At 67.9% G+C, this 21,061-nt stretch carries 20 protein-coding genes; 11 read left to right on the top strand and 9 right to left on the bottom strand.

What is annotated here, in order from left to right; genetic code table 11:
* Nucleotides 1-11: 11 nt before the first annotated feature.
* From A5756_RS04690 to A5756_RS04675, 4 genes are all read right to left on the bottom strand, one after another.
* Nucleotides 12-659, bottom strand: coding sequence for a nitroreductase family protein (locus tag A5756_RS04690; protein WP_066947987.1), 648 nt, complete (start codon nt 657-659; stop codon nt 12-14).
* On the bottom strand, nt 659-1,753 hold the full coding sequence (locus tag A5756_RS04685) for an acyl-CoA dehydrogenase family protein (RefSeq protein ID WP_066947983.1): 1,095 nt from the start codon (nt 1,751-1,753) through the stop codon (nt 659-661). The genes A5756_RS04690 and A5756_RS04685 overlap by 1 nt, the downstream gene beginning before the upstream one ends.
* Nucleotides 1,750-2,904 (bottom strand): acyl-CoA dehydrogenase family protein, encoded by a 1,155-nt coding sequence (locus A5756_RS04680; RefSeq protein WP_066947980.1) that lies wholly within the window; start codon nt 2,902-2,904, stop codon nt 1,750-1,752. Before A5756_RS04680 ends, A5756_RS04685 begins: the two co-directional genes overlap by 4 nt.
* Before the next feature lie 64 nt (nt 2,905-2,968).
* Nucleotides 2,969-3,934, bottom strand: a complete 966-nt coding sequence (locus A5756_RS04675) for an SDR family NAD(P)-dependent oxidoreductase (protein ID WP_066948262.1) — start codon at nt 3,932-3,934, stop codon at nt 2,969-2,971.
* Between the two features lie 153 nt (nt 3,935-4,087).
* Here A5756_RS04675 and A5756_RS04670 point away from each other — a divergent pair, with 153 nt between their 5' ends.
* The 7 genes from A5756_RS04670 (at nt 4,088) to A5756_RS04640 (ending at nt 12,776) form a co-directional block, all read left to right on the top strand.
* Nucleotides 4,088-5,737 carry a nitric oxide reductase activation protein NorD gene (locus tag A5756_RS04670; RefSeq protein WP_156659234.1) on the top strand — a complete coding sequence of 550 codons (1,650 nt, stop codon included), beginning with the start codon at nt 4,088-4,090 and terminating at the stop codon, nt 5,735-5,737.
* 108 nt (nt 5,738-5,845) lie between these two features.
* Nucleotides 5,846-6,688, top strand: coding sequence for a CbbQ/NirQ/NorQ/GpvN family protein (locus A5756_RS04665; protein ID WP_066947972.1), 843 nt, complete (start codon nt 5,846-5,848; stop codon nt 6,686-6,688).
* Between the two features lie 33 nt (nt 6,689-6,721).
* Nucleotides 6,722-7,834, top strand: coding sequence for an ABC transporter substrate-binding protein (locus A5756_RS04660; protein WP_066947969.1), 1,113 nt, complete (start codon nt 6,722-6,724; stop codon nt 7,832-7,834).
* 7 nt (nt 7,835-7,841) lie between these two features.
* Nucleotides 7,842-8,984: a spirocyclase AveC family protein gene (locus A5756_RS04655; protein WP_066947966.1), complete on the top strand. Its 1,143-nt coding sequence runs from the start codon at nt 7,842-7,844 to the stop codon at nt 8,982-8,984.
* Nucleotides 8,977-9,978, top strand: coding sequence for an SDR family oxidoreductase (locus A5756_RS04650; RefSeq protein ID WP_066948259.1), 1,002 nt, complete (start codon nt 8,977-8,979; stop codon nt 9,976-9,978). The genes A5756_RS04655 and A5756_RS04650 overlap by 8 nt, the downstream gene beginning before the upstream one ends.
* Nucleotides 9,979-9,986: 8 nt before the next feature.
* Nucleotides 9,987-11,201, top strand: a complete 1,215-nt coding sequence (locus A5756_RS04645) for a cytochrome P450 (RefSeq protein ID WP_066947963.1) — start codon at nt 9,987-9,989, stop codon at nt 11,199-11,201.
* A gap of 90 nt (nt 11,202-11,291) precedes the next feature.
* Nucleotides 11,292-12,776: an aldehyde dehydrogenase family protein gene (locus tag A5756_RS04640; protein WP_066947960.1), complete on the top strand. Its 1,485-nt coding sequence runs from the start codon at nt 11,292-11,294 to the stop codon at nt 12,774-12,776.
* A gap of 81 nt (nt 12,777-12,857) precedes the next feature.
* On the opposite strand, the gene A5756_RS04635 is transcribed toward A5756_RS04640, so the two are convergent.
* Nucleotides 12,858-13,148, bottom strand: coding sequence for a hypothetical protein (locus tag A5756_RS04635; RefSeq protein ID WP_066947956.1), 291 nt, complete (start codon nt 13,146-13,148; stop codon nt 12,858-12,860).
* Between the two features lie 193 nt (nt 13,149-13,341).
* On the opposite strand from A5756_RS04635, the gene A5756_RS04630 reads away from it, so the two are divergent.
* Nucleotides 13,342-14,487, top strand: a complete 1,146-nt coding sequence (locus tag A5756_RS04630; RefSeq protein WP_066947952.1) for a thiolase family protein — start codon at nt 13,342-13,344, stop codon at nt 14,485-14,487.
* On the top strand, nt 14,484-15,287 hold the full coding sequence (locus A5756_RS04625; protein WP_082959986.1) for a crotonase/enoyl-CoA hydratase family protein: 804 nt from the start codon (nt 14,484-14,486) through the stop codon (nt 15,285-15,287). The genes A5756_RS04630 and A5756_RS04625 overlap by 4 nt, the downstream gene beginning before the upstream one ends.
* 105 nt (nt 15,288-15,392) lie before the next feature.
* On the opposite strand, the gene A5756_RS04620 is transcribed toward A5756_RS04625, so the two are convergent.
* Nucleotides 15,393-16,409, bottom strand: coding sequence for an NAD(P)/FAD-dependent oxidoreductase (locus A5756_RS04620; RefSeq protein ID WP_066947949.1), 1,017 nt, complete (start codon nt 16,407-16,409; stop codon nt 15,393-15,395).
* Complete coding sequence (locus A5756_RS04615) at nt 16,406-16,906, bottom strand: isoprenylcysteine carboxyl methyltransferase family protein (RefSeq protein WP_066947945.1); 501 nt, start codon at nt 16,904-16,906, stop codon at nt 16,406-16,408. The genes A5756_RS04620 and A5756_RS04615 overlap by 4 nt, the downstream gene beginning before the upstream one ends.
* A 179-nt stretch (nt 16,907-17,085) precedes the next feature.
* Here A5756_RS04615 and A5756_RS04610 point away from each other — a divergent pair, with 179 nt between their 5' ends.
* Nucleotides 17,086-18,231 (top strand): NAD(P)H-binding protein, encoded by a 1,146-nt coding sequence (locus A5756_RS04610; protein WP_066947941.1) that lies wholly within the window; start codon nt 17,086-17,088, stop codon nt 18,229-18,231.
* A complete protein-coding gene (locus tag A5756_RS04605) occupies nt 18,228-18,950 on the top strand; it encodes a CPBP family intramembrane glutamic endopeptidase (RefSeq protein ID WP_066947937.1) in 723 nt (240 codons plus the stop codon). Before A5756_RS04610 ends, A5756_RS04605 begins: the two co-directional genes overlap by 4 nt.
* A gap of 5 nt (nt 18,951-18,955) precedes the next feature.
* Here A5756_RS04605 and A5756_RS04600 read toward each other — a convergent pair whose 3' ends face one another.
* Nucleotides 18,956-20,296: a DUF2867 domain-containing protein gene (locus A5756_RS04600; protein ID WP_066947932.1), complete on the bottom strand. Its 1,341-nt coding sequence runs from the start codon at nt 20,294-20,296 to the stop codon at nt 18,956-18,958.
* Nucleotides 20,297-20,381: 85 nt separating this feature from the next.
* Nucleotides 20,382-21,061: enoyl-CoA hydratase (locus tag A5756_RS04595; protein ID WP_066947928.1), on the bottom strand; the 680-nt coding region annotated here is incomplete at its 5' end.

Genomic DNA, 21,061 nt, shown 5'->3' with positions numbered 1-21,061 from the left:
CGGATCCCATTCTAGAGCGCGGGCCCGTCCCAGCGGTCGCGTGCTATCACCTCGTCGAGCGGCCGTCGCCGGGCGGGCCGGAACGTGTGACCGGCGCGAAGCCGGCCCACCGGGAGTAGACAGCCCTGGACATAGGTTTCGGGAATCCCGAGCAGCCGGCGCACCTCCTCCTCGCGATGCAAATGCAGCGTGGTGATGCAGGTCCCATATCCCCGGGTGTGCAGCGCCAACTGAAGATTCCACACCGCGGGGAAGATCGACCCGTACAGGGTCGCCTGATGGAACGATTCGTCGCCCTCGATGCGCGGCAGGTATGGCTGATAGCAAGGAATCACCAACATCGGCACCCTCGGCATGTTCTCGACCAGCCACTCCGTCGACGACATGATCCGGCCTTCCGGCGTTTCGGCCGGCACCAGGTCGGCGATCATCCGGCCACCGACGCGCAGCAGGTAGGCCTCGCGGTACAGCTCGGCGATCTGGGTGCGCAATGCCGGGTCGGTGACCGCCAGCCAGCGCCAGGACTGCTGATTGGAGCCGTTGGCCGCCTGCAAACCGATGCGCAGGCACTCCCGGATGTCCACCATGTCGACCGGGGCGTCCAGGTCGAGCGTCTTGCGCGCCGAGCGGGTGGCGGTGAGCAGGTACTCGATGTCCATCACGGCCGGTCTCTCTTCGCAAGGCGCGCACCGAGTTCGGTGAGGTAGTGGTCGGGATTGCCGAGGCACGCGCTCCAGCTCAGCAGTCGCTTGAGGTACAGGTGCGCGTCGTGTTCCCAGGTGTAGCCGATCCCGCCGAACACCTGGATGGCCGTATCACCCACGGTGGCCAGCCGCCCGGCGAACGCCTTTGCGCGCAGCGCGGCAAGATGCCGCTCGTCGGGGTCGGCGTTGTCGGCGGCCCACAGGGCGTGGATCACCCCGCTCCGGGCCAACTCGACGGTCTCGAACATGTCGACGCACAGATGCTGGACCGCCTGGAACGAGCCGATCGGCTGACCGAATTGCGTTCGGGTTTTGGCATATTCGACGGCGATATGCATGACCGCGCGTGCGGCGCCGAGAGCGTCCGCGGCAGTAGCGATCAGCATGTCGTCGAGCACCGCCGCAATGTCATCGGGAGACGCCGCGGTCAGTCGGTGTGCGGGCGCCGCCTCGAACGTGACACGGAACTGCTTGCGGGTCTGGTCGATACCGCGCTCGGGCGCGATCGACACGCCCGGCGCGTCGGCCCGGACCACGAAAAGCCCTGGACCGCCTTCATCCTCGGCGAGGGCCAACAACACGTCCGCGGCGGCGGCGTCGGGCACGCACGCGATCTCCCCCCGCAACTCGACGTCGGGGCCCCGTGGGCTCGCGGCAACCTCGGCATCCGGGAAGCAGACAGTGGCGACCGTGGTCCCATCGGCGATCCCGCTCAACAGCCCGGCCGCATTGTCGGTCGCGCCGGACCGCGTCAGCGTCCGCGCGGCGGCGACCGCGGTCGAGAGCCACGGCCCCGGATGCAGGGCGGCGCCCAGCTCTTCGGCCACGATGCCGGCCTCGACCATCGTCATCCCGGCGCCGCCGTAATCCTCCGGCACCAGCAGGCCGGTGGTCCCGAGATCGGCAAGGCCGAGCCACACCGCCTCATTGGTGCCAATCGGATCGTCGAGCAGCGGGCGCACGTGCCCCGAGATAGGGGCCTTTTCGGCCAGAAAGCGCCGGGTGGTGTCGCGCAGTGCGACCTGCTCGTCGGTGAATTCGAGGTTCATTTGCGCGGCAACCCGAGTACCCGCTGCGCGGTGATGTTCTTGTTGATCTGGGTCGTGCCGCCCGCGATGGTCAACGAGCGCGACGTCAGACGGTAGTTTGCCCACGGCGCACCGGCACCGTGGGTGCCCAGCACGTCAAACGCCAGGGCGGCCATGTCCTGCCCGATCTCTCCCCACACGGTCTTGGCGAGGCTTGCCGAGGCGAACGCCGTAGTTTCAGAGCCGCCGTGCAGCGTCGCCGAGATCGACCGCTGACACAAGACTTCGAGATACTTGATGCGGAGCGCGATTTCGCCGAGGCGCCGCAGCGTCACCGGGTCTTGGAGAGCTGCGGTGTGCGCGGCGATGTCGTCGACCAGTTCTTCCAGCCGCACCTGCATCTCGGCGTACAGCCGTGCGGCCCCGGCGCGCTCGTGGCTGAGCGTCGTCGTGGCCACCTGCCAGCCCGCGTTCAGCGGTCCGAGGAGCGCGTCCGCCGGGACCCGCACATCGTGGAAGAAGACCTCGGCGAAATCGGTCTCGCCGTTGAGAGTCACCAGCGGGCGGACGTCGATGCCCGGCAGCGTCATGTCGACAATCAGACAGGAAATGCCCTTGTGCTTAGGCGCCTCGGGATCGGTGCGCACGTACAGCTGGCACCAGTCCGCCCGATGTCCCAGCGAGGTCCAGATCTTTTGGCCGTTGACGACGAAGTCGTCACCGTCACGCACCGCGCGGGTGCGCAGTGCCGCGAGATCGGACCCCGCTTCGGGTTCCGACATCCCTTGGCACCAGATGTCGTCGGCGCGCATCATGCGGGGGAGCATTGTGAGCTTCTGCTCTTCGGTGCCGTACTGCATGATCGCGGGCGCGATGTTGTTCAGCCCGATGACGTTGAGCGGCATCGGGGCTCGAGCGCGCGTGGTCTCCTCGGTGTAGACCAGTTGCTCGAGAACCGTTGCGCCGCGGCCGCCGTATTCGCGGGGCCAAGACACCGCGGCCCAGCCCGCGTCGGCCATCGTCGCGCTCCACGCGCGCAACATCTCGATGGCGGCGTCATCGCGTCCGGCGGGTCGACGAGCGGCCACCAGCTCATCGGTCAGGTTCTGCGACAGCCAGTCGCGCAGCTCGATGCGGAACTGTTCGACTTCCGCCGGGTATGAGAAGTCCACGTTTGCTTGTCTTAAACCCTTCAACTGCGACCAAGCCGGACTTTACGGTTGGGCAGATCTTTGGTCAATGTTCGGGGAAGGCGACCTCGGCGTTGCCCGGCATCGCGCTGACGCCGCGTCGCTCACAGACTTCCAGCACCTCGTCCACGATCGACGTGGGCACGATGAACCTTTCCGTCGACGAGATTTCCTCGAGATGTGTCTGGATGTCTTCGGCCGTCGGTTGGCTGCCGGCGTCCGCGAGCCACCCTTCGCTCAGGCCGACGAACACCCGCGCGTAGCGGCCGGCGGCCGCCGAATAGTTTCGGTGGGTGAACGTGCAGGCGCTGCTGGCGAGGAAGGTCACCAGCGGAACCACGAGCTCGGGCCTGATGGCCTGCATGAAGCCGGATTCGGCGAGGAACTTCTCGTCGCCGACGGTCTCGGTGACCATCCGCGAGAAGCCGGTCGGCATAACGGAATTGGCGACGATGCCGTGCGCCTGGCCCTCGATCGCGATCACGTTCGTCAACCCGACCAGGCCGGCCTTCGCCGCGGCGTAGTGGGCCTCCATCGGCTGACCGAAGATCCCGGCGGACGACGAGATGAACACGAACCGCCCGCCCCCGTTGTTCTTCATCACGCGGTACGCGGGTTGCGACAGGTAAAAGCCGCCGTCGAGATGCACGCGCAGCATTCGAGCCCAGTCGTCAGGCGAGAGGTCCTCGAACGGCACACTGCCGAAGATGCCGGCGTTGCTGATCACCGCGTCCAGCCGCCCGAACGACCCCATGGCCGCGTCGATGATCGCCCGGCCGCCGGCCGGGCTGTCGACCGAATCGTAGGAGGCGATGGCGGTGCCGCCGTCCTTCCTGATCTCGTCGACCACGTCGTCGGCGACGCCGGAGTCCCTGCCCTCGCCGCGCATCGAGCCGCCGACGTCGTTGACCACCACACCGGCGCCCCGGCGCGCGAGGTCCAACGCGTATAGCCGCCCCAGCCCGCGGCCGGCGCCGGTGACCACGGCGACCTGGCCGGTGAAGTCAATCACCATGTGCTCCTTGCCCGAATGCGTCGTCGTCCCGATTGACTGCGGTGGCACCGGACTTTACGGTGGAACAGATATTTGGTCAACGAAGTCCAACCTGTTCGGAGATTGCGCGTGTCCACCGACGTTCGTGGTGACCGGCTGCCGGGCCTCGGCATGCTCGCCTCCGCGCTGGCTGGCCGAGCCGTCGCGGTGGCCGAGCTGCCGCCGGGTGAACTTTCCTGGACCGACGGCCAGACGATTCACGTCGACGCCGGGGCGAGCGCTCGCGGGGGGCTCGAAGCCGTCGCCGTGCAAGCCTCCTTGATCGCTGCCGGCAGCCTGGACCCGGACGTGGTGCGCCCGCTGCTCCGCCACCCTCGGCTGGCCAGGCGCTACCTGGCGGTGGAGGGACACCGCGCACTGGTCGCGAATGGCCACCTGCTGCCGGGCATCCTGGCAGCGCGGGGCGATCGCGACATCGCGCGTCGCAGCGATTCGCCCGCCGCTTCGCTGCGGATCGCCGAGCGACGGACTGTGATCGACGATCCGCCAAGGGAATTCGGCGTCATCCGGGCGGCGAAGGTATTGGCCGCTTCCGACCGGGCGGCCGAACAACGGGAAGGCGAAAAACCCGGACACGTGCCCACGAACCGAGGTCCGATGGCTCTGGAAGAACTCGGCGACGGCGAGACCGACGACTCCGACGATCCGGACATGTTCACCAGCCCGGTGGGTGGCGGCGGTTTCATCGGCAAGTGGCTGAAGAAGATGCTGTCCTCGGCGCGCAAGACCGGTGGCGGCGGCGGACCGCCCGGCGCGGACACCCCGACACATCGGACCGACTCGGCCAGGCGCGGGTTGCATGCGGTGACGTCGCTGGCCGCCACGTCGAGCGAGCGCGGCGAAGACCAGCCGAAGCCCACGGACGGCTTCACGTATCCGGAATGGGACGTCTCGCGGGGGAAGTACCGGCGGGCGTGGTGCACGGTGCGCGAGGTCGAGGCGGAGATCAAACGATCGGCGACGCACGCGATCGAGGCCGCCATCAGCGTGCGCCGCCCACTGTCCCGGCTCGGGATGGGCCTGCACCGCCGCCATCGGCAGTCGCAGGGCGACGACATCGACATCGACGCGGCGGTCGAGGCCCGGGTCGAGGTGCTGGCGGGGTCGGTGCCCGACGAGGCGGTGTACCTGGACAGCCTCCGCCGCAGGCGGGATCTGTCGGTGCTGCTCCTGCTCGACGTGTCCGGATCGGCGGCGGAGCCCGGCACGGTGGGGCGGACGGTGCATCAGCAGCAGCGCGCGGTGGCCGCCAATCTCACCGTCGCGCTCCACGACCTGGGCGACCGGGTTGCGCTCTACGCCTATTACTCGCAGGGTCGCCGCGCGGTGAGCGTGGTGCCGGTCAAGCGGTTCGACGACCACCTCGACACGCGAGTCATGAAACGGCTAAACAGCCTTGAACCCGGCGCGTACTCACGCCTCGGCGCGGCCATCCGGCACGGGTCGGCGGTGCTGGAGGCGCGCGGTGGCACGTCGCGGCGGCTGTTGGTGGTGCTTTCCGACGGGCTCGCCTACGACCACGGGTACGAGCGGGCCTACGGCGCCGCCGACGCGCGCCGCGCCTTGAGCGAGGCCCGCCATCGCGGCACCGGCTGCGTCTGCCTGACCGTTGGCGCGGGCACCGACGTGGCGTCACTGCGCCGGGTCTTCGGTAGCGCCGCGCATGCCACCATCGCGCGTCCGGACCAACTCGCCGGCGTGATCGGGCCGCTGTTCCGGTCCGCGCTGCGTTCGGCCGAGGTCCGCCGCAGGGTGTCATGACGCGCCACCGAATTGCATTGTCGAACTTAAACGTGCTCTTCAGAGAACTTGAAACAAACATCTGTTCCGCGCTAGGCTCACTTCACCGTCGGTAGCAGAAGGGAAGCCATGGCCAACGAGTCCGGGGTTGCGTACCGCAACGGCGCGATCCCCGAGGCCGAGGGGGCGCGGCCCTACTACAAGGCGATCGGCGGTGAGGAAGCCATTTTCAAGGCGGCGCACCGCCAGGGGCTGGCCGTCGTCCTGAAGGGCCCGACGGGTTGCGGCAAAACCCGATTCGTCGAGGCGATGGCCCACGACCTCGGGCGGCCGCTGATCACCGTCGCCTGCCATGACGACCTCACCACCGCGGATCTCGTCGGCCGGTATCTGCTGCAGGGCGACGAGACGGTGTGGGTGGACGGCCCGCTGACCCGGGCGGTGCGCGAGGGCGCAATCTGCTATCTCGACGAGGTGGTGGAAGCGCGGCAGGACACCACCGTGGTGCTCCATCCGCTCGCCGACCACCGGCGGCAGCTGCCGATCGAGCGGCTCGGGGTCACGCTGGACGCGGCGGCTGGATTCGGCCTTGTGGTGTCCTACAACCCCGGCTACCAAAGCGTGCTGAAGGACCTCAAGGATTCCACCCGGCAGCGGATGGTAGCGATCGAATTCGATTTCCCCGCAGCCGATGTCGAAGAGGGCATCGTTGCGCACGAGGCAGGCGTGGACGCTGCCACCGCCGCCGAGCTGGTGCGGTTCGGACAGGCCATCCGGCGGCTGGAAACCGGCGGACTGCGCGAGGTGGCGTCGACCCGGGTGCTGATCGCGGCGGGCCGGCTTGTCGCGGAAGGGCTGACGATGCGCGAGGCGGCTCGCGCCGCGATCGCGGGACCGCTCACCGACGACGTGGCGGTGGGCAGGGCCCTGGGCGAGATGATCGAGATCTATCTGGGCGGGGCGGCGAAATGAATTGCGGCAGTGAGCTAGTCACCGGGAGGCTGGATGTCTTACGAAAGCAGCGCTGAACCGATCAAGGTCGGCTACCTGATGGACTTCAGGCTGCCGCCGGGGTTCCCGGAAGAACTGATGGCGAGTTTCACGCGGTGCTTCGACCTCGTCTTCGAAGAAGCCGTCGAACAGGGCCTGATCGATCGCCCCGTGCAGATGATCTACCGCGAGGTCGAGGGTTTACCTAAAGGTTCGGTCAAGGCGGTGATCGACGCTTTCGGCGAGCTTGTCGACGAGGGCTGCCTGGTGGTGTTCGGGCCGCACATCACCGACAACTGCGTGCCGACCCGCGAGGCCATCGAGGAGCGGTTCAAGGTACCGGCGATCAGCGTCACCGGCACCGACGACTGGCTGGGCGAATGGACCTTCGCCTTCCCGCAGGGCTCGATGACCGACGAGCCGATCTTCATCGCCGACCTCGTCGCCAAACGAGGACTCTCCGAGATCGGAGTTCTCGTGGAGCAGAACCTGATCGGCGAAAGCTACCTGAAGAACCTGCGAAGCGCATGCCGCCGCAACGGGATTCGCATTGTCGCGGAAGCGGCGATCGCCCAAACCGCGCAAGACATCAACGACGCCGTCCGCACGCTGCACGAAGCCAAGTCCGAGGCGATCGTGCATCTGGGCTTCGGCTTCGGCATCGTGTTCATCAACCCCGCGCTGGAAGCCGTCAACTGGGACCCGCCGCGTTTCACCACCACGGCTTTCCAGAACGCCTGGGTGAATCCCATCATGTGGAACGCGTTCATGGGGTGGGTCGGGGTCGACCAGTACGACGAGGAGAATCGGCTCGGCCAGGAGTTCCTCGACCGGTATGCGCAGAAGTATGAGGGGAGCCGTCCCGAATATTGCGTGTCGGTGGTCAACCACGACGTCGCGGCGACTCTGGTCCGCGCGTTCGCCGATGCGCACCCGCTGAGTCCGCGCGGCGTCAAGGAGGCGTTGGAGCGGGTGAAGATGATGCCCGCCGCGTCGGGCGCCCCCGGCACCCGTGTCTCCTTCGGAAAATGGACCCGCCGCGCGTGGATGGGCGCGGGGTACCTGGTGGCCCGAACTCTGGATTCCGACGGCACCAACTCGCATCTCGTCGATCGCTTCGGAGAGTAAGGCTGTCATGAGCACCGATCAATCGGTACCGCCTGCCGCACAACAGAAACCGGCGTCTTCACAGCGCTCGGAAAAGCGCGGCTGGGGCGGTTGGATCGCCGGCGCCGCCCTCGCCGCCTTCGCGATCTTCTTCATCGCGAACTGCCGCGTGGCCCTCGATCCCCGTGTCGCCAACCCGAATGTGCAAGGCCGTCCCCGCCCGGTGAAATTCATCTTCGGCCTGGACTACATCACCTTCCTGCACATCTCGACCCTCATCATGCTGCTCGTCCTGTTGGTGGTGTTCATCAGGGGCTGGCGCCGCAACCCGGGCAGCCCGGTGATGCTGATGTTCCTGTGCACCACGCTGATCGTGTGGCAGGACCCGATCATGAACTGGTCCCCGTTCGCGGTGTACAACCCCGACCTCATCCACTGGCCGGAGTCCTGGCCGCTGGTGTCGCTGTCGCCGACCGTCGAGCCGTTCGTCGTATTCGGTTACGTCACTTTCTATTTCGGACCCTACTTTCCGGCGATCTGGATTCTGCGCAAGTTGCAGGCCAAGTACGGCCCGACGGCGTTCGTGTCGCGGCACCCGCTGGTCAGCCTGGGACTGCTCACCTGTGCGATCGGCTTCGTCTTCGATGCCTGGCTGGAGATCCAGCTCGTCCACATGGGCATGTACATCTACTCCCAGGTGATTCCGTGGGGCTCGGTGTTCACCGGCACGACGTTCCAGTTCCCGCTGATCTGGGAATCGTTCTCGGTGACCTTCGTGATGGTCCCCGCGGCGATACTTTGTTACCGCGACGACACCGGCAAATCGGTGGCCGAGAAGCTGGCCGCGAAGGCAAGGATCTTCCCGACGCGCCCGGTGCTCGGCACGTTCCTGGTGATGTTCGCCATCATCAACGTGTCCTACTTCGCCTACGGGGCGTGGTTCTGGGCCATCAAGGTCAGCCATGCGGCGACCTCCGTCGCGTGCCCGTGGCCTTACCCAGAGGCGAAAGTATATGACCCGCAAGGTTATTACGAGAAAGCCGGCGCGCAGGGTCCCTACTCGGTCGGCATCTGGTCGACCTGGGCAAGCGGGGAACCTCATGGGCGGCCCCATGTCGATCCGCCGCCGCCGGGTGAAGGTGCCTGCGCAACCCCGAGCGCGCATGGCTGAGCCGCGCACCGTCGTCATCACCGGTGCGTCCCGCGGACTGGGATTCGCCTCGGCCGTGCGCCTGCACCGCGAAGGCTGGCGCGTGGTCGCGGCGATGCGGACGCCCGATCGCGCGCTGCCGCTGCTGCGGGACGCTGTTCAGGACGCCGAGGGGGCCGCCCAGGACGACGACCGGCTGATCGGCGTGCAGCTCGACCTGCTGGATCCCGCGTCGGTCTCCGCGGCGGCCAAGGCCATCGAGGAAGCCGTCGGCGCGCCCTACGCGATCGTGCACAACGCCGGGATCTCCGCCGCCGGCATGGTGGAAGAGACCGATATGGCGCTGTGGCAGAACATGTTTGCCACCAGTGTCTTGGGCCCCGTCGCGCTCACCCAGGCTCTGCTGCCGTCGATGCGGGCGGCGGGCGAGGGTCGCATTGTTCTGGTATCCAGTGCGGCCGGGGTGCGCGGTCAGCCGGGCACCGCGCCGTACTCGGTGGCCAAGGGGGCGCTGGAGCGGTGGGGTGAGTCGATGGGGTGCGAGATCGCGCCCTTCGGCCTGGGTGTCACCGTCCTGGTGGCCGGCATGTACGACACCGAGATCATCACCGACGCGGGGACGATCGACAATCGCGACTTCGGCGGCCCGTACGCCCGGCTGCACAACACCATGGACAGCCGGGGCAGGGCTGCGATGAAATTGGCCCGGCCACCCGAGCGGTTCACCGACGGCCTGCTCAAGGCGCTCAATGACCGGGAGCCGTTCCGCCGCCGCGGTATCGGCCCCGATGCCGCAATGCTGCTGGTCGCCAACAGGATCCTGCCGGCCTCGGGCATGCACCACATGTCACGGATCGTGCTGGGCATACCGAGACAGGGGTCGATGCGGGACGGGGCGTGGCCGTTGACCGGCGGTCAGAAGGCGATGGTGTTCGCGGCACGTGTCCTGCCGCAGCCGCTACTGCAGCGCTTGGCCGCGCTGGCGGCGAAACGCAAGGGAAGGCAAGGGGGCTGAGGGGAATTATGGAACAGCTTTTCGACGACCTGGAGGACTTCGGCGCCTTCGACGATGCGGTCTCCGGCGATGTGCGCGACCCGTACACCGAACTGGCGCGGCTGCGCCGCGAGGAGCCCATTCAACGGTTGGATGTCTCCGGGATGCCGCACGAGGAATCCAAGCCGGTCTTCATCGTCTACCGCCACGAGGATGCCCAGCAGATGCTGCGCGACAACGAGACCTTCTCGTCGGCGGCCGTCATCGCCGCGTTCGGCCCCGTGTTGGGAGAGCGGGTGATGCTGGGCATGGATGAACCGGTGCACGGACGGTTGCGGTCACTGGTGTCAAAGGCGTTTTCGCAGAAGGCATTGGCCCGCTGGCAAGACGAGCTGGTCGGGCGGGTGGGCAATAGCCTGATCGACAAGTTCGCCGCGAACGGCAAGGCCGATCTGGTCAAGGAATTCACCTTCGACTATCCGAGTCAGATCATCGCGGGCCTGCTGGGCCTGCCGGAGGAGGACTATCCCCAGTTCCAGCGGTGGTCCATCTCGTTGTTGAGCTGGATCCTGAATCCCGAACGCGGTCTTGCCGCGTCGGCCGCGCTGTGCGACTACTTCGCGCCGATCCTCGCATCCCGCCGCGCCGAGCCCAAGGACGATCTGATCAGCGCGCTGGCCGAGGCGGAGATCGACGGGGAGAAGCTCGCAGACGAGGAGATCTACTCGTTCCTCCGCCTGCTGTTGCCCGCCGGGGTGGAAACGACCTACCGGTCCCTGGGCAACCTGCTGCTCGCGCTGCTGTCCGATCCCGCGCAGCTCGCTGCCATCCGCGCGGACCGGTCGCTGCTGCCGCAAGCCATCGAGGAGGGCGTGCGGTGGGAACCGCCCCTGCTGACCATCACCCGGGTGGCCACCCGAGACACCGAACTCGGCGGGGTTCCGATACCCGCAGGCTCGACGGTGATGCCGATGCTGGGATCCGCCAACCGGCAGGAAGACCGCTACCCCGATCCGGACACGTTCGACATCTTCCGGCAAGCCAGGGCGCACCTGGGCTGGGGGCACGGCGTGCACGTCTGCCTCGGCATGCACCTGGCCCGGCTGGAAATGCGCACCGCCATCAATCTTTTGCTCGACCGGCTACCGAACCTGCGGCTTGATCCCGACGCGGACGACCCGCATATCCGCGGGCAGGTTTTCCGCTCGCCGACGTCGGTACCGGTGCTGTTCGACCCTCAATAACCAGCCCCGAAAAGGTTGCGCCTTGCCAATCGGCTAGTTTCCGGTAAGGCTCTCCATAGCCCCTCCGCGATTCAAAAGAGAGTGACAGATATGACTGAGGCTGTAAAGGTTCGTTTCGAGCCGAAGATGATGATCGACGGCAAGCTCGTCGACGGGCAGGCCGGCACCTTCACGAACATCAACCCGGCGACCGAGGAGCCGCTCGGGGAGGTCGCCGACGCATCCAAGGAGGACATGCTCCGGGCCATCGACGCCGCCCGGCGCGCCTTCGACGAGAGCGACTGGTCGACCAACCGGGAGCTGCGGAAGCGCTGCCTATTGCAGCTGCACGAGGCGATCGAATCGGAAAAGGAAGAGCTGCGCGAGGAGCTCATCCTGGAGGTGGGCTCGCCCCGGGCAATCACGTTCGGCCCGCAGCTGGACGCCCCACTGGAAGACGGCTTGAAGTACCCAGCCAGGCTGATCGACGAGTACGCCTGGGAGACCGACCTGGGTGACAAGGTGATCAGCCTGACCGGCACGCTGACCACCCGCAAGGTCTGGCGCGAACCGGTGGGCGTGGTCGGCGCCATCGTGCCGTGGAACTTCCCCTTCGAGGTCACCCTCAACAAGCTCGGCCAGGCGCTCGGCACCGGCAACACCGTGGTGCTCAAGCCCGCGCCGAACACCCCGTTCAACGCCACCCGGCTGGGCCGGCTGATCGCCGAGAAGACCGACATCCCTGCGGGCGTCGTGAACGTCGTCACCGCGTCGGACCACTTTGTGGGCGAGGAGCTCACGCTGTCGCCGAAGGTGGACCTGATCTCGTTCACCGGGTCGACCACGGTCGGGCAGCGGATCATGGAAAAGGGCGCGGCCACCATGAAGCGGCTTTTCCTGGAGCTCGGCGGTAAGTCGGCCACGATCGTCTTGGAGGACGCCGATTTCGGTATGGCGTGCGCAATCGGCATCGCGCCGTGCATGCACGCCGGGCAGGGCTGCGCGAATCCCACCCGGATGCTGTTGCCGCGCTCGCGCTACGACGAGGGTGTGGAGATCCTGAAGAGCATCTACGAGAACGTCACGTGTGGTGACCCGCAGGATCCCGGAACGCTGTGCGGGCCGGTGATTTCGGAGGTGCAGCGCAACCGCGTGATGGGCTACATCCGGAAGGGCGTCGAGGAGGGCGCCACCGCGCTGGTCGGCGGACCCGACGCGCCCACCGGGTTCGACAAGGGATTCTTCGTTCGGCCAACGCTTTTCACCGACGTCGACAACTCGATGACTATCGCCCAGGAGGAGATCTTCGGTCCGGTGCTGGCGGTCATCCCGTTCGACGACGAGGAGGACGCGATCCGGATCGCCAACGACAGCAAGTACGGGCTGGCGGGCAACGTGATGTCGGGCTCGCTGGAGCGCTCGCTGGCGGTGGCTCGCCGGATTCGGGCCGGCTTCATGGGCGTTAACGGCGGCGCGCCGTATGGCGCCGACACCCCGTTCGGTGGCTACAAGTACAGCGGGGTGGGACGCCAGAACGGCGTCGCCGGGTTCGACCAGTACACGGAGATCAAATCGGTCGGCTATCCCGCCGGCTGAGAAGGGCCACCGTTCGGCGAGATTGCCGTCATGGCTGTGGTTTTCGCTCGACCGCGACCATGGCGGCAATCTCGGCGGGAGTCAGGCGGGCGCGACAGGCCGTTTCAAGGTGCAGACGATGCTCCACTCGAAATAGTGCTCTCCGCCTTTGTCATAGTCCTTGAAGCCGTGGGCAACCTGGGTGCGTTGTACCGACGACCCGACGATCTCCCAGCCCTGTTCTCCGTAGGCCTGCGTTAGTCGGTTCGCCTCCTCCAGCACCGCTTGCAGGGATTCGTTCGTGTACGCAACGAAGGTGCTTTCCCATTGCTGGGGATACCACTCGCCATCCGATGCCAGCCACCAACCGGGGCCGGGTGAAGGGGTGCTCACATCGGGGCACCCTACGACGCCGACGTCCCCGGAAACATGAACTGAACGTGACCGTCGCGATATGCACCGCCGAAGAGCTGGCACCGGAAGACCGCCAAACCCACCCCGCCCCGCGCCCTCCCAACGCGTTGGTTGACAATCGACGAAAAGACTCACCAATACCTGAGGTCCTAGCGTCAAAGGAGACACAACCATGGCTGAAGCCGTCATCGTCGAGGCCGTCCGCTCACCGCTCGGGAAGCGCAACGGAGGCCTGTCGGGGGTGCACCCGGCCGACCTGTCCGCGCAGGTCCTCAACGGGCTGGTCGAGAAGGCCGGTATCGACCCGGGAATCGTCGACGACGTCATCTGGGGCTGCGTCATGCAGGCCGGTGAGCAGGCCCTCGACATCGGCCGCACCGCGCTGCTGGCCGCCGGTTGGCCCGAGACCGTGCCGGGCGTGACCGTCGACCGCCAATGCGGGTCGAGCCAGCAGTCCATCCACTTCGCCGCGGCGGGCGTGGTCGCCGGACACTACGACGTCGTCGTCGCCGGCGGTGTCGAGTCGATGTCGCGGACCCCGATGGGCTCGTCGCTGGCCGGTGGCGGCAACCCCTACCCGCAGGCCTTCAAGGACCGCTACCACAAGACGCCCAACCAGGGCCTCGGTGCCGAAATGATCGCCGAGCAGTGGGGCTTCGACCGCACCGCGCTCGACGAATTCTCGCTGGGATCACACGAAAAGGCCGCGGCCGCACAGGATTCCGGTGCGTTCGACGACCAGATCGTCGGCATCAAGGATCAGGATGGCAACGTCGTCCTCAAGGACGAGGGCATCCGCCGCGGCACCCCGATGGAGAAGATGGCGTCGCTGAAGCCGGCGTTCAAGGAAGACGGCGTGATCCACGCCGGCAACTCCTCGCAGATCACCGACGGTTCGGCCGCCCTGCTGTTCATGTCGGCCGAGAAGGCCAAGGAACTCGGCCTCACGCCGATCGCCAAGGTGCACACCGCGGTACTGGCTGGCGCCGACCCGGTGATCATGCTGACGGCGCCCATCCCGGCGACCCAGAAGGCGCTGAAGAAGTCTGGCCTCTCCATCGGCGACATCGGGGCATACGAGGTGAACGAGGCGTTCGCCCCCGTCCCGCTGGCGTGGCTGAAAGACATTGGCGCCGACGAGAAGAAGCTCAACCCGAATGGCGGCGCCATCGCGCTGGGCCACCCGCTCGGCGGATCCGGTGCGCGGCTGATGACCACGCTGCTGTATCACATGCGGGACAAGGGAATTCGCTACGGCCTGCAGACGATGTGCGAAGGTGGTGGCCAGGCCAACGCCACCATCGTGGAGCTGTTGTGACGGACGCTGCCACCGACCAGCCGGCGGTGCTGGTCGAACGACGCGGCAACGTCATGGTGATCACCATCAACCGGCCCGAGGCCCGCAACGCGGTCAACGGTGCCGTCAGCATCGGCGTCGGGGACGCGCTCGACGCGGCGCAACACGACCCCGAGGTGCGGGCCGTGGTGATCACCGGCGCCGGCGACAAGTCGTTTTGCGCCGGCGCCGATCTCAAGGCGATCTCGCGCCGGGAGAACCTGTATCACCCCGAGCACGGCGAGTGGGGCTTCGCGGGTTACGTGCACCACTTCATCGACAAGCCCACCATCGCGGCGGTCAACGGCACCGCCCTGGGTGGCGGCACCGAGCTGGCCCTGGCCAGTGACCTGGTGGTGGCAGACGAGCGGGCCAAGTTCGGCCTGCCGGAGGTGAAACGCGGGCTGATTGCCGCCGCGGGCGGCGTGTTCCGGATCGTGCAGCAGCTGCCGCGCAAGGTGGGAATGGAGCTGCTGCTGACCGGCGAGCCGATCACCGCCTCCGACGCCTTCGAATGGGATCTGATCAACCAGGTGGTCCAGGAGGGCACGGTGCTGGAAGCCGCGTTGGCCCTGGCCGCCCGGGTGACCGTCAACGCGCCGCTGTCGGTGCAGGCCAGCAAGCGCATCGCCTACGGCGTCGACGACGGGGTCGTCACCGACGAGGAAGCGGGTTGGCAGCGCACCATGAATGAGATGGGCGTCCTGCTGCGCTCCGAAGACGCCAAGGAGGGGCCGCTCGCTTTCGCCGAGAAGCGCGAGCCGGTCTGGAAGGCGCGCTAGCTCAGGTCGCGAGGGCGGCCGTGGCGGTCGCAAGCGCGGCGAAGCCGGGCGCAGCGGGCCGCCACTATCGGCCGAGCCGGGCGAAACGGGTCGCCACCATCGGGATCAGGTCGCGAGGACGTTCACCCCGCGCTGGAACGCGCCGGGCAGCAGCGTGCACGCCGGCACGATGGCACGACGCGCAAGCGGTGGGGTGCTGGCCAACACCAGGCCGCGGGTAAGTAACCGGTAGCTTCGGGTAATCCGTTGCCACGCAAGCTCATACGACAACGGAGTCTCGTCGACGATGGCCGCGACCGCCGCTGCCGCTTGCTTGACCGCAAGGCTGATGCCCTCGCCGGTCAGCGCGTCCTCGTACCCCGCCGCGTCCCCGACCAGGAGCACCCGTCCGGCGACCCGGCGGGAGACCACCTGCCGCAACGGCCCGCACCCACGCGCCTCGCCGCGGCCGGCGCCCCGTAACTGCCCGGCCAGCCGCGGGAACCAGGCGAGGTCGGGTCGGCCCCGCGACAGGATCGCCACACCAACGAGGTCCGGTTCCACCGGGGTCACGTATGCCTCGCCCCAGCGCGACCAGTGCACTTCGACGAATTCCGACCACGCCGGCACCCGGTAATGCCAACGGACGCCGTAGCGCCGCGGTGTCCCCGCCGTCGCCGTGATTCCGACGGACCGCCTGACCTGAGAATGCAGTCCGTCGGCCGCCACCAACCATTTCGCGCGCACACCGGCGGCCGTCACCCCGTGGGCGTCCTGCTGCACGGTGGTCACCCGCGCCCGAATCCATTCGGCGTCTTGCTCTTTGGCGCGCGCCGCCAGCGCCGCGTGCAGCGTCGTGCGCCGCACCCCCCGGCCCGGTCCGTGGCGAAACCGCGCCTGCGCCCGGCGGTGTTCGCTGACGTAAGCGATGCCATGAAAGGGCATGCCGACCGGGTCGACCCCGAGCGACGTCAGCTCGGCCAGCCCGCCGGGCATCAGTCCCTCGCCGCACGCCTTGTCGATGGGGCCCTCGCGCGGCTCGGCGACGATCACCGAAAGTCCTTGGCGGCGTGCATGTAACGCCGTGGCCAGGCCGCCCGGGCCGCCGCCGACGATCAACAGGTCGGTGTCGTAGTCGGTCACGTGTAGCCCAGTGCGGAGTTCTCGACCTGCAGCCGCACCCTCAGCAGCGCCGCGTTTGCCAGGGTGAAAATGGCCGCGGTCAGCCACGCCGTGTGCACCAACGGCAGCGCCAACCCCTCAGCCACCACTGCAACATAGTTCGGATGGTGCAGCCACCGGTAGGGACCCTGGCGCACCAGCGGGGCCTGCGGCAGCACGATCACCCGGGTATTCCACCGCCGCCCCAGCGTGGCGATGCACCACCAGCGCAGGCCCTGGCTGAACGCCACCACCGCCAGCATCGGCCAGCCCAGCCAGGCGATGAACGGCCGGTGCAACGCCCACGGCTCGAGAATGCAGCCCACCAGCAGCCCGGTGTGGATGAGCACCATCACCGGATAATGCGGTCGGCCAAATTCCTTGGCGCCCTGGGCAAACGACCACTGCGCGTTCCGCTTGGACAGCACCAGCTCGACGACGCGCTCGATGCCGACCGCCAGGACCAGCAGGTAATACATGTCTCCACCATCTATTGACGACTACCGGGTCTACGGTGCCGCCGCCGCGCGGGTTCAACCTTGCGAGCGTAATGCCAGTGCAAAATCCCGGGCCGAAAGCCACCGTGCCGTTACGTACGCGATCAGCGCGCCGTGCCCGCCAGGTTTGCGTTCATCGTTGCCGGGCTAGGTTGGAAGGTATGCGGATCCTGGTCACCGGCGCCACGGGCTATGTCGGATCGCGGCTGGTCACGGCGCTGCTGGCGGACCGGCACCAGGTCCTGGCCGCCACCCGAGACCCCGAGCGCCTCAGGCGGTTCGGATGGCACGGAGAAGTCATACCGGTGACTCTCGACGCCGCGGATCCCGCTTCGACCCGAGCCGCCTTCGCCGACGCCGGACCCGTTGACGTGGTGTATTACCTGGTGCATGCCATCGGGCAGCCCGGCTTCCGCGACGCCGATAAGGCCGCGGCCGCCAACCTGGCCGCGGCGGCTCGGGACGCCGGTGTGCGCCGGATCGTCTACCTGGGCGGATTCGTGCCCGCCGGCGAGGTGTTGTCCGAGCATCTGACGAGCCGGGCCGAAGTGGCCGAGGCCCTGAAGGTCCCGGGTGGCCCGGAGCTGGTATGGCTGGGCGCGGCCATGATCATCGGTGCCGGCTCGACCTCGTTCGAGATGATGCGCTACGTCGGCGACCGTTTTCCGCTCATTCCCATGCCGAGCTGGATGGACAACCCGATCGACCCGATCTCGATCCGGGATGTCCTGCATTACCTCGTCGCCGCCGCCGATCCCGAGCTGGTGCCGGCCGGGGCGTATGACATCTGCGGCCCGGACACCACGTCCTACCGTGAGTTGCTCAAGACGTATACGCGCATCTCTGGCAGGTGGCACGCCGGGTTGTCGGTCGGCAGGGTCGACACGGGCCTGGCGTCGCTGATCACCGGCGTCGCCCTGCCGGTGCCGCCCGGGTTGGCCGGTGATCTGGTCGAATCGCTGGACCACCCGATGGTGGCGTCGAAGGGCGACGTACGCGATCGGGTGCCGGACCCGCCCGGTGGCCTGCTCGGCGTCGACGATGCCATTGCCCTAGCCTTGGCCGATCAGTCGAATCGTCCGTCCCCGGTCAACGCCCTGGCCGATCCCCATCACCTCGCCGACACCGATCCCGCGTGGGCCGGTGGTGACGCGCGGCGCATCCGCCACGTTGCCCGGCGGGTCACCCCGCCCATCGTGCGGCCGGCTCTGGGGCTGGTGAGCATGGTCCCCGGTCCGCTCGCCGGAGCGCTTCGCACCGGCCTTGATCTCCTGATCGCCCTGACCCCGAAGGTGCATCCCGCATGAGTCAGTCAACCGCCCCGTCCAACACAGGCACGCTGTCCGAGTGGTGGCGCGCACTCACCAACGTCGCTGTGCCCCATCACGAATCGCCGGCCGTCGTGCGACGCCGGCGCGTCATCGTCGCCATCACGGTGGTTGTCGGCGCCGGGGTACTCGGGTTTTCACTACGGCGCCATCCGGGGGATTCGAGCTTCTACTGGCTGACCCTGGCGCTAGCGGGGGTGTGGCTCGCCGGCGGGTTCATCTCCGGCCCCCTGCATCTGGGCGGCATCTGCTGGCGCGGCCGCAATCAAAGGCCGGTCATCACCGGGACGACAATCGGTCTGCTGCTGGGCGGCGTGTTCGTCATCGGCGGACTGATCGCTCGCGAGATCACGCCGGTGGCGGAGTTGATAACCCGCGTACTGGAATACGCCCACCACGGGTGGTATCCGGTGATCGTGGCGATCACGCTTGTCAACGGCGTCGCCGAGGAAGTGTTCTTCCGCGGCGCGCTCTACACGGCCCTGGGCCGCTACCACCCCATCGTGATTTCGACCGTCCTCTACACCTGCGCGACGCTGGCCAGCGGCAACCCCATGCTCGGTTTCGCCGCGGTCATCTTGGGCACGGTGTGCGCGTTCGAGCGCCGGGCGACCGGGGGCGTCCTGGCGCCGATGCTCACCCACTTGGTGTGGGGGCTGATCATGGTGCTCGTGCTGCCCCCGATGTTCGGCGTCTGACGCCGTTATCGGACCGAACCGACCACTTCGCGGGCCAGCGCGCGCATGGCGGCGGCATGGGACCGCCGCACGAAGAACCAGTACACCCGGCCCGGGATGCCCCTCGGCAGGAAGATGGACCGCTGGGTGTAGCGACTGCCGCGACCGTCGTGCGGCGTGACCGTAATCTCGAGCCACTCCCGTCCCGGCGCTCGCTTGGTTGAGCGCAGCCGCAACAGCGCACCTGCCGCGCGTTCCTCGACCTTCCAGGTGGCGGCCCGCGCGTTCACGGCCGCCTCCGTCGCCGCCCAGACGTTGGCGGGTTCAGCGGCGGTTTCCTCGGTGCGCTCGTCGGTGTAGACGATCTCGCCCGCCCAATCCGGGTCGGTGGGCAGCGCCTCGGCCGGTTCGGTTTGCAACGACGACCACGAGGGCTCCGGAACGCCGTGCGCCGCGCGGTCGAGTGCCAACTCGACGGCCCGGCGGTAGTTGGTCAGCCCGGCCGGCGGGGGCTCGATGACGCCGTCGACCTCGTGGTTGCGCATCACCGCGTCGCACTCCAGCGACTCGATCAGCGGGCGCGCCAGACCGGGCGGGATCGGTGTCACGGTTCCGACCCAGAGGCTGGCGATCGTCGGCGTCAAGAACGGCAGCACGATCAGATAGCGCTTGCCCAGCCCCGCGACCTCGGCGTAGGTCCGCATCATGTCGCCGTACTCCAACACGTCGGGCCCGCCGATGTCCCAGGTCCGCGAAGAGGGCACCGCCGCCGTAGCCGCGGCGACCAGGTAATACAGCACGTCGCGCACCGCGATTGGCTGGATCTTGTTGTGCACCCACTTCGGGGTGGTCATCACCGGCAGCCGGTCGGTGAGGTGCCGGATCATTTCGAACGACGCCGATCCCGAGCCGACGACGACGCCCGCCTGGAGCACGATGGTTTCAATGCCCGAGGCGATGAGCGCGTCGCCGACGGCCGTCCGCGACTCGAGGTGTGGCGAGAGCTTGCGACCCTCGGGATGCAGCCCGCTCAGATACACGATGCGCCGCACGCCGGTGCGGCGGGCCGCGGTAACGACGTTGCGAACCGCCCGCGTCTCCTCGTCGGCGAAATCCTTCGCCGTGCCCATCGAATGAACGAGGTAGTAGACGACGTCGATCCCGTCGAACGCCGCGACCAGCGAATCGACGTCGCCCAGGTCGCCGCGCGCGACCTCGGCCTGCTGCCGCCACGGCACGTCCGCCAACTTCGCGGGGTTGCGCGCCAGGGCGCGCACCTGGTGGCCCTCGTCGAGCAGTCGCGGCACCAGCCGGGCGCCGATGTAGCCGGTCGCCCCGGTCACCAGGCATCGCACCTGTCCAGCCATGGGTTCTCCGTTCGTCGTCTTCGACTTATTCGGACCCGACGCGGGGGAGGATTACCAGCTTGGGCCGCCGGTAAGCACCACAGGCTCAGCGGTCGGTGAAGTCCGGCGTGCGGCGCTGCTGGAAAGCGGTTGCGCCCTCGACGAAGTCGTGCGATCGCAGCAGCACGGCCTGTCCCTCGTACTCGCGCTGCAAAGCCGGATCCAACTGGGGGAGCGTGGCCGCGTTGATGGCGAGCTTGGTCTTGCCGAACGCCGCGACCGGCCCCGCCAACAGCCTGGCGATCACCTTGTCCACCTCAGCCTCGAATTCGTCGGCCGGATAGACCGCGCTGACCAGTCCCCAGGACAGCGCCTCGGCGGCAGGCAGCCGTTCGGGCAGCAGCGCCATGTGCATCGCCCGGATGCGGCCGACGGCCGCGGCAATCAATGCGGACGCACCGCCGTCGGGCATCAGGCCGATCTTGGTGAACGCGAGCATGAAAAAGGCGCTCTCCGAAGCCAATACCACGTCGCAAGCCAGCGCCAGGGAAACACCGACGCCGGCCGCCGGCCCCTGGACCACGGCGACCACGGGGTGCGGCACCGCGGCGATCGCCCGGATCAACCGGTTTATCTCCACCACGATCTCGTCCGGCGGGACCCCGGTGTCCGACACGTCGTCGGCGCTGATGCCCGCACCGGAACAGAAGCCGCGGCCCGCACCGCCGAGGCGCACCACCTTCACGTCGGGGTCGGCGGCCGCGCGTTCCATCGCGTCGGCGATGC

This window comes from Mycobacterium sp. 852002-53434_SCH5985345 (genome assembly GCF_001667155.1).
GTDB lineage: Bacteria > Actinomycetota > Actinomycetes > Mycobacteriales > Mycobacteriaceae > Mycobacterium.
Note: the sequence above shows the minus strand (reverse complement) of the source record. Positions and strands in the feature narration are given on the sequence as shown.

What these genes read in the sequence shown, in the direction of transcription:
- A5756_RS04690 (WP_066947987.1), bottom strand. Translation starts at nt 659, where the DNA reads ATGGACATCGAGTACCTGCTCACCGCCACCCGCTCGGCGCGCAAGACG.
- A5756_RS04685 (WP_066947983.1), bottom strand. Translation starts at nt 1,753, where the DNA reads ATGAACCTCGAATTCACCGACGAGCAGGTCGCACTGCGCGACACCACC.
- A5756_RS04670 (WP_156659234.1), top strand. Translation starts at nt 4,088, where the DNA reads ATGCTCGCCTCCGCGCTGGCTGGCCGAGCCGTCGCGGTGGCCGAGCTG.
- A5756_RS04665 (WP_066947972.1), top strand. Translation starts at nt 5,846, where the DNA reads ATGGCCAACGAGTCCGGGGTTGCGTACCGCAACGGCGCGATCCCCGAG.
- A5756_RS04660 (WP_066947969.1), top strand. Translation starts at nt 6,722, where the DNA reads ATGTCTTACGAAAGCAGCGCTGAACCGATCAAGGTCGGCTACCTGATG.
- A5756_RS04655 (WP_066947966.1), top strand. Translation starts at nt 7,842, where the DNA reads ATGAGCACCGATCAATCGGTACCGCCTGCCGCACAACAGAAACCGGCG.
- A5756_RS04650 (WP_066948259.1), top strand. Translation starts at nt 8,977, where the DNA reads ATGGCTGAGCCGCGCACCGTCGTCATCACCGGTGCGTCCCGCGGACTG.
- A5756_RS04645 (WP_066947963.1), top strand. Translation starts at nt 9,987, where the DNA reads ATGGAACAGCTTTTCGACGACCTGGAGGACTTCGGCGCCTTCGACGAT.
- A5756_RS04640 (WP_066947960.1), top strand. Translation starts at nt 11,292, where the DNA reads ATGACTGAGGCTGTAAAGGTTCGTTTCGAGCCGAAGATGATGATCGAC.
- A5756_RS04630 (WP_066947952.1), top strand. Translation starts at nt 13,342, where the DNA reads ATGGCTGAAGCCGTCATCGTCGAGGCCGTCCGCTCACCGCTCGGGAAG.
- A5756_RS04615 (WP_066947945.1), bottom strand. Translation starts at nt 16,906, where the DNA reads ATGTATTACCTGCTGGTCCTGGCGGTCGGCATCGAGCGCGTCGTCGAG.
- A5756_RS04610 (WP_066947941.1), top strand. Translation starts at nt 17,086, where the DNA reads ATGCGGATCCTGGTCACCGGCGCCACGGGCTATGTCGGATCGCGGCTG.
- A5756_RS04605 (WP_066947937.1), top strand. Translation starts at nt 18,228, where the DNA reads ATGAGTCAGTCAACCGCCCCGTCCAACACAGGCACGCTGTCCGAGTGG.
- A5756_RS04600 (WP_066947932.1), bottom strand. Translation starts at nt 20,296, where the DNA reads ATGGCTGGACAGGTGCGATGCCTGGTGACCGGGGCGACCGGCTACATC.